This is a genomic window from Pandoraea vervacti (assembly GCF_000934605.2).
Lineage (GTDB): Bacteria > Pseudomonadota > Gammaproteobacteria > Burkholderiales > Burkholderiaceae > Pandoraea > Pandoraea vervacti.
This window is the reverse complement of record NZ_CP010897.2, coordinates 4,848,050-4,864,892: the sequence shown is the minus strand read 5'-3', so window position 1 is coordinate 4,864,892 and position 16,843 is coordinate 4,848,050. Positions and strand designations below refer to the sequence as shown.

Here is a 16,843-nt window from a genome sequence, read left to right as displayed (position 1 = left end):
AGCTCAGTTGACTCGTGGGAACATCAGGCGGCGAGCTTCGAGAGATCGGCCACGCGGTTCATCTGGAAGTGCAGGTTCTTGAGCAACGCGAGGCGATTGTTGCGCAGCGCCTGCTCGTCGGCCATCACCATCACATCGTTGAAGAAGGCGTCGACCGCGTCGCGCAGTTCGGCAAGCGCGGAGAGCGCCTGGGCGTACTCGCGTGCCTCGAACTTCTGCTCGACCACCGGGGTGACTTTCTCGAGCGCGGCGGCAAGCGCCTTCTCGGCCGGTTCCAGCAACAGATCCGGCGAGATCGTGCCGTCGGCCGGCGGCGCCGTCTTCTTGAGGATGTTACCGATACGCTTGTTGGCCGCGGCGAGGGCCTCGGCTTGCGGCAGTGCCGAGAACGCGCGCACGGCGTCCAGACGCTCGATCAGATCGCCCAGGTATTTCGGCTGCTCTGCCAGCACGGCTTCGATCTCGTTGGCGGCGTAGCCACGCTCGCGCAGATAGCCGCGCAGACGATCGAGCACGAACTGATACACGTCGCCCAGATAACCGGCGTCGGCCACGCCTGTCGTGAATTGCTGGTACGTAACGTGCAGCAGTTCCGTCAGCAGTACCGGCAGACGCTTCTCGATAAGCATGCGCACGATGCCCAGGGCATGGCGCCGCAGTGCGAACGGGTCCTTCTCGCCGGTCGGTTGCAGGCCGATGCCCCAGATGCCGACGAGCGTTTCCAGCTTGTCGGCCAGCGCGACCACGGTGCCGGTCGGGCTGGCGGGCAGGGCGTCGCCCGCAAAGCGCGGCTGATAGTGTTCTGAACAGGCTTGCGCGACATCGGCGGCTTCACCGTCGTTGCGCGCGTAGTACGTGCCCATGGTGCCTTGCAGTTCGGGGAACTCGCCGACCATGTCGGTCAGCAGGTCCGCCTTGGCAAGCAGCGCGCCACGTTCGGCCAGTTTCACGCCGTCAGCGTCTGCGCCGATCATGTGCGAGATCGCACCGGCGAGCTTCACCAGACGCTGCGTGCGCTCGAACTGCGAACCCAGCTTGTTGTGATAGACGACGTTCGCGAGCAGCGGCACGCGATCGGCCAGCGGCTTCTTCTTGTCCTGCTCGAAGAAGAACTTCGCATCGGCCAGACGCGGACGCACCACACGTTCGTTACCCGTGACGATCTGTTCGGGCTTGTCCGTCGCGATGTTGGAGACGATCAGGAAGCGGTTCGTGAGGCGCCCCCCGTCGGCGAGCGGCTTGTCGGTGAGCGCGAAGTACTTCTGGTTCGTCTGCATCGTCAGAATCAGACATTCCTGCGGCACGGCCAGGAATTCCGGCTCGAAGTGGCAAGCGTAGATCGCGGGCCATTCGACGAGCGCGGTCACTTCGTCGAGCAGCGCGTCCGGCATCACGACGTGGTCGTCGCCGGCGGCGGCGAGCAGTTGCGCGCGGATCGCGTCGCGACGGCCCGCGAAGCTCGGGAGCACCTTGCCTTCGCGCTCGAGCGTGGCGGCGTAGGCGTCGGCGTTGGCGACGGTGACTTCACCCGCCGACAGGAAGCGGTGTCCCTGGGTTTTGTTGCCGGAGGCCAGGCCGATGGCCGTGGCCGGCACGAGCGTGTCGCCATGCAGGGCGATCAGGCCATGCACCGGGCGCACGAACTGCACCGTCTCGCCATCCGGGCGCTGATAGCTCATGACCTTCGGAATCGGCAGCTTGCCCAGCGTTTCGTCGAGCGAGGCCTGCAATGCGTCGGCCAGTTGGGCGCCCGGGGCCGTATAGGTATGGAAGAAGGCTTCGGCCTTGCCGTCCATGGCACGCTCGAGGCTCGCGACCGGCAGGTCGGCAAAGCCCATCGCGGCGAGTTTCTTCGCGAGCGGCGGCGTGGGGTTGCCGTTGGCGTCGAGCGCGACGGACACCGGCAGCACCTTGGCGCGAATGGTGGCGTCCGGAGCGCGATCGAGCACGTTCGTGATCGAGACGGCCAGACGGCGCGGCGTGGCGTACGGGGTGATGACGCTGGTGTCGGTCACGAGCCCGCGCGCGCGCAGGCCGTTGGCGATGCCGTCGGCGAACGCGTCACCCAGACGCGCCAGCGCCTTCGGCGGCAGTTCTTCGGTCAGCAGTTCGACCAGCAGGGTGCGTTGTGCGGTGCTCATCATGCGGCTTGCGTTTGGGCGGATGTTGGGTTCGGGGCGGCCGGCGCGTTCAGCATCGGGAAGCCGAGCTTTTCGCGCGAAGCGTAGTAGGCCTGTGCGATCAGACGCGACAGCGCGCGGATACGGCCAATGTACGCCGCGCGCTCGGTCACCGAGATGGCGCCGCGCGCATCGAGCAGGTTGAAGGTGTGCGCGGCCTTGAGAATCATCTCGTATGCCGGCAGCGCCAGTTCGGCTTCGATCAGACGCTTCGCTTCGCTCTCGTAGTTATCGAAGAAGCTGAACAGCATCGGCTGATTCGAATGCTCGAAGTTGTAGGTCGACTGCTCGACTTCGTTCTGATGGAACACGTCGCCGTAGGTCAGGCGACGCTTGACCGGGCCGTCGGCCGTTTGCTCTTCCCATTCCGTCCACACCAGGTCGTAGACGTTCTCGACCTGTTGCAGATACATGGCCAGACGCTCGATGCCGTATGTGATTTCGCCAAGCACGGGCTTGCAATCGAGGCCGCCGACCTGCTGGAAGTAGGTGAACTGCGTGACTTCCATGCCGTTGAGCCACACTTCCCAACCGAGACCCCAGGCGCCGAGCGTCGGGTTTTCCCAATCGTCTTCCACGAAGCGCACGTCGTTCTCGGTCAGGTCGAGCCCGAGCGCGCGCAGCGAACCCAGATACAGATCGAGAATGTTCTCCGGCGCCGGCTTGAGCACCACCTGATACTGGTAGTAGTGCTGCATGCGGTTCGGGTTCTCACCGTAACGGCCATCCTTGGGACGGCGCGACGGCTGCACATAGGCGGCGCGCCACGGCTCGGGGCCGATCGCGCGCAGGAACGTAGCGGTGTGCGAGGTACCGGCGCCGACCTCCATGTCGTAAGGCTGGAGCAACGCACAGCCTTGCTTGTCCCAGTAATCCTGCAACGTCAGGATGACTTGTTGAAAGGTAAGCATGATGAATTCGCGCGGACGAACAGGAAAAAATGCGGATTTTGCGCAGTCTTTCGGCCCGGCCGCGAGCGCGGCCGAAAGACTAAAACGTTGAATTTTAGCGGGAATTCGACTCGCGCGGGGCGCTGATGGCCGCAGGCGGGTGCGACAGGGGGATTTTGGCGTCCCCCGGTGTCGTTTTGATACGTCGAAGCGTGTCGGCGAGCGACGCTTTCGCACTCAGCGCGAGCGGCGCGTCATCGCCAGACCGAACCCCAGCGCCACGAGCGCGAGCCCTAGTGCGGGCAGGTTGCCGAAGCGAACGTAAGGCGTGAGGCCGCTGTACGGCTGGACGTTGCCGGTGAGCGCGCCGACGGTCATCGCCGGCAGGCGGGCCTGCACCTTGCCGTGAGCGTCGATGATGGCGGTCGCGCCGGTGTTCGTGGCGCGCAGCATCGGACGCCCCGTCTCCAGCGTGCGCATGCGGGCGATCTGCAAGTGCTGATCGAGCGCGATGGTATCGCCGAACCACGCGAGGTTGGTCGAGTTGGCAAGTACCGTCGCGGGCACCGGCATGTTGCGAAGCGCCTGCGCGATTTCCTCGCCGAACAAGTCCTCGTAGCAGATGTTGAGCGCCACGCGCTGGTCCCGGATGGGGAAGCCGCCCGGCGTGGCGGTGCCACGCAGGAAGTCGCCCAGCGGGATGTGCATCATGTCGACGAACCAGCGAAAGCCCCACGGCACGAATTCACCGAAGGGCACGAGATGGTGTTTGTCGTAACGGTAAAGCGTCTGGTCGCGCGGCGTCACGCCGAACAGACTGTTCGTCAGATCGGTCGGGCCGCGATCGGTGATCGTTGCCCCGACCGCGCCGAGCACCACGTGCGAGCCGGTGCGATCCGCGAACTCGCGAATCGGCGCGGCAACCTCGGGCGGAATGCCTTGCAGCAGCACCGGAAACGCGGTTTCAGGCGTGATGATGAGGTCGGCGGGGGCCGCCACGATCATGTCGCGATACATCGCCATCGCATGGTCGATGCCCGCGCGCTCGAACTTCATGTCTTGCGGCACGTTGCCTTGCAGCAGGCGCACCGAGATCGGCTGGCCGGACGGCGCCGTCCAGGCATGCCGCGCCAGGCCCGCGCCGGCCCCCATGAGCGCAAGTACGCCGGCGACAACGCCCAGGCGTCGTGCGATCGGTGCGTTCGCGGCCACCGGTAGCACCGCACGAGCGAACCATGCCGCGGCCAGTGCGGCGAGCCCCGTGATGCCGTACACGCCGAGCAGCGGTGCGAAGCCCGCGAGCGGGCCGTCCACATGCGCGTAGCCGGGCGAGAGCCAGGGAAAGCCGGTGAAGACGGTGCCGCGCAGCCATTCGGCCAGCGTCCACGCCCCGGCGAATGCAAGGGCGCGCCACGGCCCGGTGGCCGGGACGGCTCGCGTGATGAACGCCGCGAGCGCGGGATAAATCGCGAGATAGAGCGAGAACAGGACGACCGCCGCGCCCGCCATGACGCCGGGCATGCCGCCGTAGGTGTGCATGCTGATGTAGAGCCACCAGATGCCGCTTGCGAACGACATGACGCCGAAGCTGCCGCCGAGCCAGAGTGCCTGACGTGGCGAGGCGCTGCGCTCGACGAGCGCGAACAGCCCCGCCATCGCGAGCAGTTGCAGCCACCAGAGCTCGCGTGGCGCGAACGCCAGGGTTTGCGCGATGCCGGCCAGACCGGCGAGCGCTCGGGCACGCCAGGCCGGCCACGAGCGCCGCTCGGGCGCGTGGACGGTCATTTCCTGCATGGATCGTTGAGTTGAGTGACGCGGGCGTTATTCAGGCTGAACGGCCGGCGCCGGTTCCACGCGCCGCAACAGCAGCATGTGAACCTGACGGCCATCGGCGCGCAGCACTTCGAACACGAGATTGCCGATGCGCATGCGCTCACCCCGGCGCGGCACACGGCCGAACTGGTGCGTGATCATACCGCCGATGGTGTCGTTTTCGTCGTCGTGGAACTGCGTGCCGAACGCTTCGTTGAACTGTTCGATTTCCGTGAGCGCGCGAATGCGATACGTACCGTCGGGCGCTGCGATGATGTTGTCCTCTTCTTCGTCGAAGTCGTACTCATCTTCGATGTCGCCGACGATTTGCTCCAGCACGTCTTCAATCGTGATGAGCCCGGCCACGCCGCCGTACTCGTCCACGACGATGGCGATGTGGTTGCGATTGACGCGGAAGTCGTGCAGCAGCACGTTCAGACGCTTCGATTCCGGAATGAACACGGCCGGGCGCAGCATGTCGCGCACGTCGAAGTCGTGATTGGCGTAGTAACGCAGCAGATCCTTCGCGAGCAGAATGCCGATGATGTTGTCGCGATTGCCTTCGTAGACCGGATAGCGCGAGTGCGCCTGCTCCAGCACGAAGGGGACAAATGCTTCGGGAGTCTGTTCGATGTTGATGGCGTCCATTTGCGCGCGCGGCACCATGATGTCGCGGGCGCACAGGTCGGCCACCTGGAATACGCCCTCGATCATCGCCAGCGAATCGGCGTCCATCAGGTTACGGGCGTGAGCGTCTTGCAGAATTTCGAGCAACTCTGCGCGCGACTCCGGCTCCGGGGAAATCAGATCGGTGAGGCGTTCGAGCAGAGAGCGAGGTTTTTCGGTGTTTTTTCGACCGGGTCGACTGGGATAAGGGTCGTTCATGACGGCGCGTCCAAGTTGGGCGGACGCCGAGCTGTTACAGGAAGCTCAAGGATACACCAGATGTGCGGCATCTCCGCGTCAGACGGCCCGCATTCCGGCGCCGACGATGTGCGTATTTCAGGACATTTCAGTCGCCCCGCCCACGAAATCACTTTGCACCGCAGCGGTGCAGCAAGGCTTCGAGCGCCGGATCGGGCATGCCGGCTTCGCGCAGCGCCTTGACCGTGCGGGCGACGTAATCGTGCGTGGTGCCGTAGCGTCCCTGCGCCTGATCGAAGACCTGACGGATGATGGCATCGGGCAGACGCCCGGCGTAGCTCACGGCTTCGCGCCGCATGACGAAGGCCAGCCCGGGTTTCGTCCGGCCGTCCGCCAACTGGCAGTTGAGCCACATCGGACGATACGAGCCCATCGCCATCTCCCGATACCAGAGCGTTTCGAGTTCCGCACGCGCGTGCCTGGCCGCGAGTCGCATCGCCACGCCCGCACACGAACCGCCGCGATCGAGCGCCAGCACGAGTCCCGGCTGCTCGGGCGTGCCGCGATTGACGCGAGACCACAGATACAACCCCCGGTGGTAGCCATGCACGCGAGCGCGATGGCTTTCCTCGACCGGCATGCCGGGATTCCAGATGAGCGAGCCGTAAGCGAAGATCCACAGATCCTCACGGCCGTCCCAGTCGATGAGCGCGGCGTCCAGCGATGCGCTCATCTCTTCCTGCGTCAGGTGACGCGATACGCCGAGGTCGGGCGGATATCGGGTGCATCCGGGGCCGCTCGAGAGGCTGTCCCGTGCGGTATCGCTAGCGTCAGGGGCGGTCGGTCGATCGGGGATACGGTCCATGGGCGATTGTCAGGCGCGGCGCGATTTGGCCGGCTTGCGGGCGTCGGGCGGTTGGGGGGATGGCGCGGCTTGTGTCGGTGTCGGCGACTTCTCCGCTGCGTAGGGATCGGCATAGCCCAGACCGGCGAGAATCTCGGTTTCCAGGCTTTCCATTTCCTGCGCTTCGTCGTCTTCCTCGTGATCGTAGCCTTGTGCGTGCAGCACACCGTGCACGATCAGGTGCGCGTAATGCGCTTCGAGCGAAATGCCCTGTTCGTTCGCTTCGCGCTCGACCACCGGGCAGCACAGCACGATGTCGCCCGTGACCGGATCGTTTTCGTCCTGCGCGTAAGCGAACGTCAGCACGTTCGTGGCGTAATCCTTGCCGCGATAGCCGCGATTGAGCGTCTGGCCTTCTTCGGCGTCGACGAAGCGCAGCGTGAGTTCGGCGTCGGCCAGCAGGGCGGCCTGCACCCAGCGGCGCACGGCGGTGCGCGTGAGCAGGGCCTTGTGCGACGCGAATGCGGCGCCCGCCACGAACTGGTTCGTCAGCGTGAGCGCATGGCGTGGCGCACGGGGACTCCCGCTGCTCATGCCTTGCCTCCGGCGGCGCGCGACGCGCGGGCAGGGCGCTCCGACGCCGGCAGGTCGAGTCCGGCTTCCACATGCTGCGCGTGCTCGTCGTAGGCTTCGACGATGCGTGCGACAAGCGGGTGACGCACGACGTCCACGCTCGTGAAGCGTGTCATGGCGATCCCGCGCACGTTCTTCAGAATGACCTGCGCCTCCATCAGACCGCTCTTCTGGCCGCGCGGCAAGTCGACCTGTGTCGTGTCGCCGGTCACCACCGCCTTGCTGCCGAAGCCGATTCGCGTGAGGAACATCTTCATCTGTTCGGGCGTGGTGTTTTGCGCCTCGTCCAGAATGATGAACGCATGATTGAGCGTGCGGCCGCGCATATACGCGAGCGGCGCGATCTCGATCATCTGCTTCTCGAAATACTTCTGCGTCTTGTCGAAGCCAAGCAGGTCGTACAGCGCGTCGTAAAGGGGGCGCAGATACGGATCGACCTTCTGCGCCAGATCGCCGGGCAGAAAGCCCAGGCGCTCGCCGGCTTCCACTGCCGGGCGCGTGAGCACGATGCGTTTGACGGCGTCGCGCTCGAGCGCATCGACGGCACATGCCACCGCGAGATACGTCTTGCCGGTACCGGCCGGGCCGATGCCGAACGTCACGTCGTGCGAGAGGATCTGCTTGAGGTAGTCGCGCTGCGCCGGCGTGCGTCCGTGCAGGTCGCTGCGGCGCGTGTGCAACACCGGCGAGCCGTCTTCCGTCTCGCCGGCGGCGAACGGGTTGTCGTCGCCGTGACGCACGGTCGGCGCGAGGCCCTGGCGCGTTTCCACGAGACCCAACTGGATGTCGTCGACGGATAACGCCTCGGTGGCACGGTTGTAGAAGCTCTCGAGCGCCTGGGTGGCGACAGCGGCGCTCTTGCCGCGAACGGAGAAGCGATGGCCGCGACGGGTGATCGAGACGTCGAGCGCCTGTTCGATCTGACGCAGGTTTTCGTCGAGCGGGCCGCAGAGGTTGGCCAGACGGCGATTGTCGTCGCGCGGGGCGGTGAATTCTTGGACGGGTGCTTTCAAGATGATCCGGTCGGTTGCCTGTTCAGGTCGTTCGATGGAGCCGGGGTGGCGGGCAGGCATGCCTGTCTCCCGCCGGTCCATTCATGTTCGCGCTGCTTTTCTGTCTTTCCGTCGTTCAGTGCGTGGTGACCAGTTCGCCGCGCAGCGAGTGCGGGTAGGCGAAAGTGATCACGACATCGGTCATCTGGCCGATCAGCCCTGCGCGTTGCGCCTCGGGCGCCGGGAAGTTGACCACGCGGTTGTTCTCCGTGCGGCCTTGCAGCTCGTTCGGGTCCTTGCGCGAGACACCTTCGACCAGAATACGCTGACGCGAGCCCACCATGCTCTGGCTGATGCGCGCGGCGTTCTCCTCGATCACGGCCTGCAGGTGTTGCAAACGGCGCAGCTTCACTTCGCGCGGCGTGTCGTCCGGCAGGTTCGCGGCCGGGGTGCCCGGGCGAGGGCTGTAAATGAACGAGAAGCTGGTGTCGTAACCGATCTCGTGGATCATCGCCATGAGCTTGTCGAAATCCTCTTCCGTCTCGCCGGGGAAGCCGACGATGAAGTCCGACGACATCGACATGTCCGGGCGCACCTGGCGCAAGCGGCGGATGATCGACTTGTATTCCAGCACCGTGTAGCCGCGCTTCATGGCGGAGAGCACGCGATCGGCCCCGTGCTGCACCGGCAGGTGCAGATGACTCACGAGTTTAGGCACCTTGGCGTAGGTGTCGATCAGACGCTGCGTGAATTCCTTCGGATGACTGGTCGTGTAGCGAATGCGCTCGATGCCTGGCACTTCGGCCACATACTCGATGAGCAGCGCGAAGTCGGCAATTTCGCCGTCCGCCATCAGGCCGCGATAGGCGTTCACGTTCTGACCAAGCAGCGTGATTTCACGCACGCCCTGTTCCGCGAGGCCGGCAATTTCGGTGAGCACGTCCTCGAACGGGCGCGAGACTTCGTCGCCGCGGGTGTAGGGCACCACGCAGTAGCTGCAATACTTCGAGCAGCCTTCCATGATCGAGACGAACGCCGTGGCGCCTTCGACCTTGGCGGGCGGCAGGTGGTCGAACTTTTCGATTTCCGGGAAGGAGATGTCCACCTGCGAGCGGCCCGTCGAGCGGCGCGCTTCGAGCATCTGCGGCAGTCGGTGCAGGGTTTGCGGTCCGAACACGACGTCCACGTACGGGGCGCGCTGCACGATGGCCGCGCCTTCCTGACTGGCCACGCAGCCACCGACACCAATCACCAGATCCGGCTTGATTTCCTTGAGGGCGCGCATGCGGCCCAGATCCGAGAACACCTTCTCCTGCGCCTTTTCGCGCACAGAGCAGGTGTTAAAGAGAATGACGTCGGCGTCTTCGGGGGTATCCGTCTTTTCGAGGCCTTCGGCGGCCCCGAGCACGTCCGCCATCTTGTCGGAGTCGTACTCGTTCATCTGACAGCCGAACGTCTTGATGTAAATCTTCTTTGCCATTGAGTGTGCGCCGTTCGCAGTGGTTGACCTGGGGGCGTCCGTATTGAGTGTTTCAGGGGTTCAGTCTCGGGTCATGCGAGAAATGGGATGACCCAAACGCAAAAGCCGGCATGGCCGGCCTGTCCGGACCTCCGTAGCGGGGCCGGTGTGTGGTGCACGCATTATACCGCGTGCACCGTGCGGGAGCGGGAGAGCCTGCGGCCCGATCAGCGGTTGTCCTTCATGGCCGTGGCCAGCGCCCGGATGTTGTATTGGAACAACTGAAGATAGGTCGTCGCTTCCGGGTTCTTCGACAGGGCGTCGGAGTAAAGCTTGCCGTCGACCGTGACCTTGGCATCGTGCGCAATGCGTTGCACCAGACGCGGATTGGAAATGTTTTCCATGAATACCGCCCGGATGCCCGTGCGGCGGATCACGCGAATCAGGTTCGCCACGTCCTTGGCGCTCGCTTCGCTCTGCGTCGACACGCCTTCCGGTGCAAGGAACTTGATGCTGAAGCGCTGGCCGAGATAGCCGAAAGCGTCATGCGAGGTCAGGACCACGCGCCGCGAGGGCGGAATGGCCGCCAACTGCTTGTCGGCCCACTTGATCAGGTCGTCCAGCGCGCCCCGATAGTTTTTGGCGCGCTCGGCGTAGTAGCTGGCGCCCGCCGGGTCGGCCTGCGAGAGCGCGGCGGCAATGTTGTCCACCATCGTCTTCACGCGCTCGGGGTCCTGAAACATGTGCGGATCGGTCACGGTCTTGCCGTCGTCGACCATCGTACGGGGTTTCAGGCCCTTGGTGACGGTGACGAGCTGGCCGGGATAGTGGCTCGACTTCATCAGGCGAGGCAACCAGCCTTCGAAGCCCAGACCGTTGACGAAGAACAGCTTGGTGCCCGACAGCTTGGCGACGTCGGCCGGGGTCGGTTCATAGGTGTGGGTGTCCTGATCCGGGCCGACGAGCGTGGTGACGTCGATCCGGTCGCCGCCGACGGATTTCACGATGTCGGCCAGAATGCTGAAGCTCACGCCGACCGGCAGCCGTGTGTCCTGCGCGCGCGCCGGCGCGGCGAACGTCATCGCCAGCGCGAACATGGCGGCAAAAACACCGACGAGCGCGGCAGAAAATCGTGCGCCGGGCCGCGATGTGTTCTGCGGCTTGCCCCGTTGACTCAATCCGAACATTGTTTCCCTCTCTTAAAGCGCCGAAGCCTTGGCAGTATTGGTCGTGCCCGGCGAAACCAGCAGCGCGCTCAAATAGGCGACACCTGCCGTCAAAACGATGGCCGGCCCTGACGGGCAGGCCAGATAGTACGAAACCAGCAACCCGATCACACTCGAGGCGCTGGCGACCAGCCATGCGGCCAGCAGCATGCCGGGCAGCGTGCGCGCGATGAGGCGCGCCGTCGCGGCCGGGAGCATCATCAGGCCCACGGCCATGAGCGTGCCCATGGCCTGAAAGCCGGCGACGAGATTCATCACCGTCAGCACGGTAAAGCCGAGGTGATAACGCATCACCCCCTTGCCCTGGCCCTGCCCGAGGAACGTGGGATCCGCGCTGTCGAGCACCAGACCGCGATAATGCCAACCGAACCAGAGCAGCGTCACCGTGGTGATCGCCGCCACGAGAATCAGCGACGGGTCGTCCACGGCCAGGACCGAGCCGAACAGCAGATTCATCAGGTCGACGCTGTTCCCCCACTTCGACACGATGACCACGCCGCCCGCGAGCGCCAGTAGATAGAAACCGGCAAACGACGCCCCTTCGTCGAGTCGGGTGCGTCGGCTCGACAACCCGGCAAGCAGGGCGACGAGCAGGCCAGCGATCATGCCGCCCCCGGCCATCCAGGGCAGCGACAAGCCACCGATCAGATAACCGACGGCCGCGCCCGGCAGCACCGCGTGCGAGAGCGAGTCGCCCATCAGGCTCATGCGGCGCAGCAGCAAGAACACCCCGACAGGCGTGCAGCCCAGCGATAGCGCCAGACTGCCCACGAGGGCATGCCGCATGAAGTCGAATTCCGCGAACGGACCGACGATCAGGCCGAGCAGTGCGCTCATTGACGACCTCCCGGCAACGGAAGGGCGGCGCCGACCGCCTGCGACGACTGGGAGGGCCGCACGGGTTGCAAGGGCTGGTTTGGCGCGAACGCGGTGTAACCTCCCGCGCCCGACAGCCCGCCGAGGGCGCCCCCGCCTGCGCCGTTCGCTGACGCAAATCCGCTGTGCAGGCAGTCCGCCGGGGCGCCCGAGGACACCAGCCGTCCTGCCATCACCGCCACGTGCGCAAAGCGTTCGAGCACCAGCGGCAGGTCGTGGAGAACCGTCACGACGGTACGACCCTCGCTGCGCCATTGATCCAGCAGGGCCAGCAACAGTTCCGCCGAAGGCACGTCGATGCCGGTCAGGGGTTCATCCAGCAAAACGATGGGCGCGTCTTCGACAATCAGGCGCGCGAAGCGGGCGCGCTGCCATTGACCGCCGGACAAGACTTCCAGCGCCTGCGCGCGCTTGTCGGCGAGGCCAACGCGCTCGAGCGCATCGATGGCGCGCGCGAACTCGTCGTGCCCGAGGCGGCCGGCATCGCCTGTGCGGCGCCACGTGCCTGTGAGCACGTACTCCTCCACGCACATCGGGAAACGGTGATCCGTCTCGGGGCGTTGCGACAGATAGGCCACCGGCCCGTCGCGCACGACTTTGCCGTGTGACGTCTTTTGCAGCCCGGCAAGCGCGCGCAGCAACGTGGTCTTGCCGCCCCCATTGGGGCCGACGACCGCCGAAAGCACGCCCGGCGCAAAGGTGGCGCTCACGCCCTCCAGCGCGACGTTCGGTCCGAACCGGACCGAAAGATCCTGGCAACCGATCACGAAGCGACCCCTTTCAGTGCCCAGAAAACGAGCGCCCAAAGGGGGACAAGCACGAGCAGCGTTAGTGCCGTGCGTTCCCAACCAGCGAGACGGTAGAGCCAAACAGAGAAGCGAATCATGAATAAGTCGGGTGACGCCCGGACACGCTGGGCAACTGTGTCTCAGATATGCCCCAAATGCAACAAGGTTGCATTATGGCATGAATCGGTCAGGCGCCACTTGCCGTCTACCGATCAGGGCGGCGATGACCGTGAACCGGGGGTGGGGGCGACTCACAACACGTTACATATTCCGCACAGCAGATTTCGGTGAACCGGCGTAACATGCTTTCAAGGCCGCTCGTCTGGCACGTTGTTCGCTTCATTCCAGAGATCGGCGATTTGCAAGGAGGAGGTAGTCCGTTCAGGCAACCATCCATCGTCGACTTTCCGCCGGCGACGAACATGTGCAGCCGCATGTCGATCGCACGACCTTCGCGACTTTGCGCAGCCGCGACGCCTCGACAGGAAAGCACTCATCTCGCGCCCACGTCTTCGGCTTCGTCGACGTCGTCGGGCCTCCCACTTTTTTTCCCGAAAACTTCGCACGCCGTGCTTCGAATTCGTGCGCGTCATTTTTTAGATAAATAGGATTCCTTAATAAATGCTCGGCGAGTCAAAAGGGTTTTCGATGCAGGCAAACCCGAGTGCGCTTTGCGTGGGTGAACGCGCCAAAACTCGCTCGATTTCTGACCTATCTTGCTCGACGTGCGCATTGCGTAGAGTGTGCGGAAACCCTTGTGGCATGCGGGTTATCGCGAATGCTTAGCGCTGCGGAAAATATGTAGCGACAGTTTTTTTGTTTGTGCATATGATGAGTTAACGGTTGCAATTTTTACTGACAAGTTTAAAGTCAACCTAAACCGATTTTGAGTCGTTCATGTAAGGGAGGAGACAGTGCGAAAGGTTTCGCGTCAGTCGCTCCGGCATGCAGTGAGCCAGGTCGAAACCATCGCGCAGTCATCCGGGTCTTAGGCAACAGAGCGGACATCGCGTCGCGATGTTTTCCGATGAAGCGGGGGTGAGGCATATGGATATTTTCAGCCACTACACGACACGTTTCGAAGCACGCAGGGAAGAGGAATACAGCATCCAGGAATATCTGGAGATCTGTAAGAAGGACTCGACTGCGTATGCGACGGCAGCCGAGCGCATGTTGCGCGCGATCGGCGAACCTGAGCTGATCGATACGCATCACGACCCGCGACTCTCGCGGCTGTTCTCCAACAAGATCATCAAGATCTATCCTGCCTTCCGTGACTTCTACGGCATGGAAGACACGATCGAGCAAATCGTCTCGTTCTTCAAACACGCGGCGCAGGGGCTCGAAGAGCGCAAACAGATTCTGTATCTGCTCGGGCCCCCGGGCGGCGGCAAGTCGTCGCTGGCCGAGAAGCTCAAGGCGTTGATGGAAGATGTGCCCATCTATTGCCTGAAGGGATCGCCGGTGCACGAGTCGCCTCTGGGTCTGTTCTCGCCCGAGGAAGACGGCAAGATTCTGGAAGAGGACTTCGGCATCCCGATACGGTATCTGAATACGATTCCGTCACCGTGGGCCACCAAGCGGCTTAACGAATTCAACGGCGACATCACGAAGTTCCGTGTGGTGAAGGTGCGGCCCTCCGTGCTGCAACAAATCGCCATCGCCAAAACCGAGCCGGGAGACGAAAACAACCAGGACATCTCGTCGCTGGTCGGCAAGGTCGATATTCGCAAACTGGAGGAATATCCGCAGGACGATCCGGACGCTTATTCCTATTCGGGCGGTTTGTGCCTGGCCAACCGTGGTCTGCTCGAATTCGTCGAAATGTTCAAGGCGCCGATCAAGGTGCTCCACCCGTTGCTCACTGCCACCCAGGAAGGCAACTACAAGGGTACGGAGGGCTTCGGCGCGATTCCGTTCGACGGTATCGTGCTCGCTCACTCGAACGAAGCGGAGTGGCAAAGCTTCAAGGGCAACCGCAATAACGAGGCTTTCCTCGACCGTATTTACATCGTGAAGGTGCCGTATTGCCTGCGCGTGACCGACGAGGTGAAGATCTACGAGAAGCTGGTCAAGAACAGTTCGCTCGCCAATGCCCCGCGCGCCCCGAACGTGCTCAAGATGCTGGCGCAATTCGCCGTGCTCACGCGTCTGAAAGAGCCCGAGAATTCCAACATCTTCTCCAAGGTCCGTGTCTACGACGGTGAAAACCTCAAGGACATCGACCCGAAGGCCAAGTCGTACCAGGAGTATCGCGACTATGCCGGGGTGGACGAGGGGATGACCGGGATGTCCACGCGTTTCGCTTTCAAGGTGCTCTCGAAGGTCTTCAACTTCGACAACACCGAAGTCGCGGCCAACCCGGTGCACATGCTGTACGTGCTTGAGCAGCAGATCGAGCGCGAACAGTATCCGGGTGAAGTCGAGAAGCGCTATCTGGCCTACATCAAGGAGTATCTGACCGCGCCGTTCGTGGAGTTCATCGGCAAGGAAATTCAGACGGCTTACCTGGAGTCGTATTCCGAGTACGGCCAGAATATCTTCGATCGCTACGTGAACTTCGCCGACCTGTGGATTCAGGATCAGGAGTACCGGGATCCGAACACCGGCGAAATTCTGGACCGCACCGCGCTCAACGACGAATTGGAAAAAGTCGAGAAGCCGGCCGGGATCACCAACCCGAAGGACTTCCGCAACGAGATCGTCAACTTCGTGCTGCGTGCGCGCGCCAACAACGCGGGCAAGAATCCGCTCTGGACGAGTTACGAAAAGTTGCGTGCGGTCATCGAAAAACGCATGTTCTCGACCACCGAGGATCTGCTGCCGGTGATTTCCTTCAACGCGAAGTCTTCGAAGGAGGATCAGGAAAAGCACGCGAATTTCGTCAATCGCATGGTGGAAAAGGGCTATACGCCCAAGCAGGTCCGCCTGCTGGTGGAATGGTACCTGCGCGTGCGCAAATCCTCGTAACGACCGTAGCAACCGTTGCAACCAATCGGGGCCACTATGTCAGCAATCATCGACAGACGGCAAAACGGCAAGAACAAAAGCGCCATCAATCAGCAGCGCTTTATCAAACGCTACCGCGACCAGATTCGTCGCGCGGTAGCGAAGGCGGTGGCTGGGCGCAAGATTACCGATATCGATGGCAGCGGACAGGTCTCGATCCCGGTGAAGGACATTTCGGAACCGTTGTTCCACCACGGGCCCGGCGGGCGGCGGGAGATGGTGCATCCCGGCAATCGCGAGTTCGTGGTGGGCGACAATTTCGAGCGTCCGCCGTCGGGCGCGGGTGGCGGCGGCAGCCGCGCCAGCGACTCGGGAGAGGGAGAGGACGACTTCGTCTTCAACCTCTCGCGAGAGGAGTTCCTGAAGTTCTTCTTCGAGGACATGGCCCTGCCGGACCTCGCGAAACGCCGGCTCGCGCAGATACCGGAATTCCGCAAGGTTCGCGCAGGCTACTCGATCGACGGTACGCCGTCGAACCTCAACGTCATTCGCACGATGCGCAGCTCGCTGGGCCGGCGCATCGCGCTTACCGCGCCCTATCGCAAACAATTGCGTGAGCTCGAAGCCGAGTACGAGGACATCGTCTCGCGCGAGGGCGACACGTCCCCCCGTGCGCTGGCGCTCGCGCACGAGATCACGCATTTGCGCACGCGCGTCGAGGCGATTCCGTACATCGAAAAACTCGATTTGCGGTATTCGAACCGGATCATGCAGCCGCGTCCGCAGGCGCAGGCCGTCATGTTCTGCCTGATGGACGTCTCGGGTTCCATGGACCAGAGCCGCAAGGATCTGGCCAAGCGGTTCTTCATGCTGCTCTACTTGTTCCTGCGGCATAACTACGAACGCATCGATCTCGTGCTCATTCGGCACCACACCACGGCCAAGGAGGTCAACGAAGACGACTTCTTTTACGCGCGCGAATCGGGCGGCACCGTGGTCTCCAGTGCGCTCAAGCTGATGAACGAGATCATCGCGGACCGGTACTCGCCAAGCGACTGGAACATCTACGGCGCGCAGGTCTCCGACGGCGACAACTGGGACGGGGATTCGCCCATCTGCCGCGACATTCTGATGCAATCGATCATGCCGGCCGTGCAGTACTTCGCCTACGTGGAGGTGGCGAGCGCCGAGCCGCAGAATCTGTGGAACGAGTATCTGTCGGTCAAGCAGCAACATCCGAATTTCGCGATGCAACGCATCATGGAAGCGGCGGAAATCTACCCGGTGCTGCACGACCTGTTCAAGAAGAAGGCGGCCTGAAAACCGTCCC

12 protein-coding genes and 1 pseudogene are annotated in these 16,843 nt (G+C 63.3%); 2 read left to right on the top strand and 11 right to left on the bottom strand.

The window, feature by feature from the left end:
* Positions 1-23 precede the first annotated feature (23 nt).
* The 11 genes and pseudogenes from glyS to UC34_RS21140 all read right to left on the bottom strand — a co-directional run bounded on the left by glyS (position 24) and on the right by UC34_RS21140 (position 12,543).
* Complete coding sequence (gene glyS / locus UC34_RS21190; protein WP_044457080.1) at positions 24-2,144, bottom strand: glycine--tRNA ligase subunit beta; 2,121 nt, start codon at positions 2,142-2,144, stop codon at positions 24-26.
* On the bottom strand, positions 2,141-3,091 hold the full coding sequence (glyQ, locus tag UC34_RS21185) for a glycine--tRNA ligase subunit alpha (RefSeq protein WP_044457079.1): 951 nt from the start codon (positions 3,089-3,091) through the stop codon (positions 2,141-2,143). Before glyQ ends, glyS begins: the two co-directional genes overlap by 4 nt.
* Before the next feature lie 216 nt (positions 3,092-3,307).
* Entirely contained in the window at positions 3,308-4,855 is a 1,548-nt protein-coding gene (gene lnt, locus UC34_RS21180; protein ID WP_044458524.1) for an apolipoprotein N-acyltransferase, read from the bottom strand.
* A gap of 36 nt (positions 4,856-4,891) precedes the next feature.
* A complete protein-coding gene (locus tag UC34_RS21175) occupies positions 4,892-5,767 on the bottom strand; it encodes an HlyC/CorC family transporter (protein ID WP_044457078.1) in 876 nt (291 codons plus the stop codon).
* A gap of 148 nt (positions 5,768-5,915) precedes the next feature.
* A complete protein-coding gene (locus UC34_RS21170; RefSeq protein ID WP_044457077.1) occupies positions 5,916-6,611 on the bottom strand; it encodes a gamma-glutamylcyclotransferase in 696 nt (231 codons plus the stop codon).
* 99 nt (positions 6,612-6,710) lie between these two features.
* A pseudogene (gene ybeY, locus UC34_RS21165) lies at positions 6,711-7,184 on the bottom strand (rRNA maturation RNase YbeY); the annotation flags it as partial.
* Positions 7,181-8,236, bottom strand: coding sequence for a PhoH family protein (locus UC34_RS21160; RefSeq protein ID WP_044458522.1), 1,056 nt, complete (start codon positions 8,234-8,236; stop codon positions 7,181-7,183). The pseudogene ybeY and the gene UC34_RS21160, both read right to left, overlap by 4 nt.
* A gap of 115 nt (positions 8,237-8,351) precedes the next feature.
* Positions 8,352-9,695 carry a tRNA (N6-isopentenyl adenosine(37)-C2)-methylthiotransferase MiaB gene (gene miaB, locus UC34_RS21155; RefSeq protein WP_044457076.1) on the bottom strand — a complete coding sequence of 448 codons (1,344 nt, stop codon included), beginning with the start codon at positions 9,693-9,695 and terminating at the stop codon, positions 8,352-8,354.
* Between the two features lie 206 nt (positions 9,696-9,901).
* On the bottom strand, positions 9,902-10,861 hold the full coding sequence (locus UC34_RS21150; RefSeq protein WP_052811170.1) for a metal ABC transporter solute-binding protein, Zn/Mn family: 960 nt from the start codon (positions 10,859-10,861) through the stop codon (positions 9,902-9,904).
* A 12-nt stretch (positions 10,862-10,873) separates the two neighbouring features.
* Positions 10,874-11,737, bottom strand: coding sequence for a metal ABC transporter permease (locus UC34_RS21145; protein WP_044457075.1), 864 nt, complete (start codon positions 11,735-11,737; stop codon positions 10,874-10,876).
* Complete coding sequence (locus tag UC34_RS21140; protein WP_052811169.1) at positions 11,734-12,543, bottom strand: metal ABC transporter ATP-binding protein; 810 nt, start codon at positions 12,541-12,543, stop codon at positions 11,734-11,736. The genes UC34_RS21145 and UC34_RS21140 overlap by 4 nt, the downstream gene beginning before the upstream one ends.
* 1,068 nt (positions 12,544-13,611) lie before the next feature.
* On the opposite strand from UC34_RS21140, the gene UC34_RS21135 reads away from it, so the two are divergent.
* On the top strand, positions 13,612-15,534 hold the full coding sequence (locus tag UC34_RS21135) for a PrkA family serine protein kinase (protein ID WP_044457074.1): 1,923 nt from the start codon (positions 13,612-13,614) through the stop codon (positions 15,532-15,534).
* 36 nt (positions 15,535-15,570) lie between these two features.
* A complete protein-coding gene (locus UC34_RS21130; protein ID WP_044457073.1) occupies positions 15,571-16,833 on the top strand; it encodes a YeaH/YhbH family protein in 1,263 nt (420 codons plus the stop codon).
* The last annotated feature ends 10 nt before the right edge of the window (positions 16,834-16,843 follow it).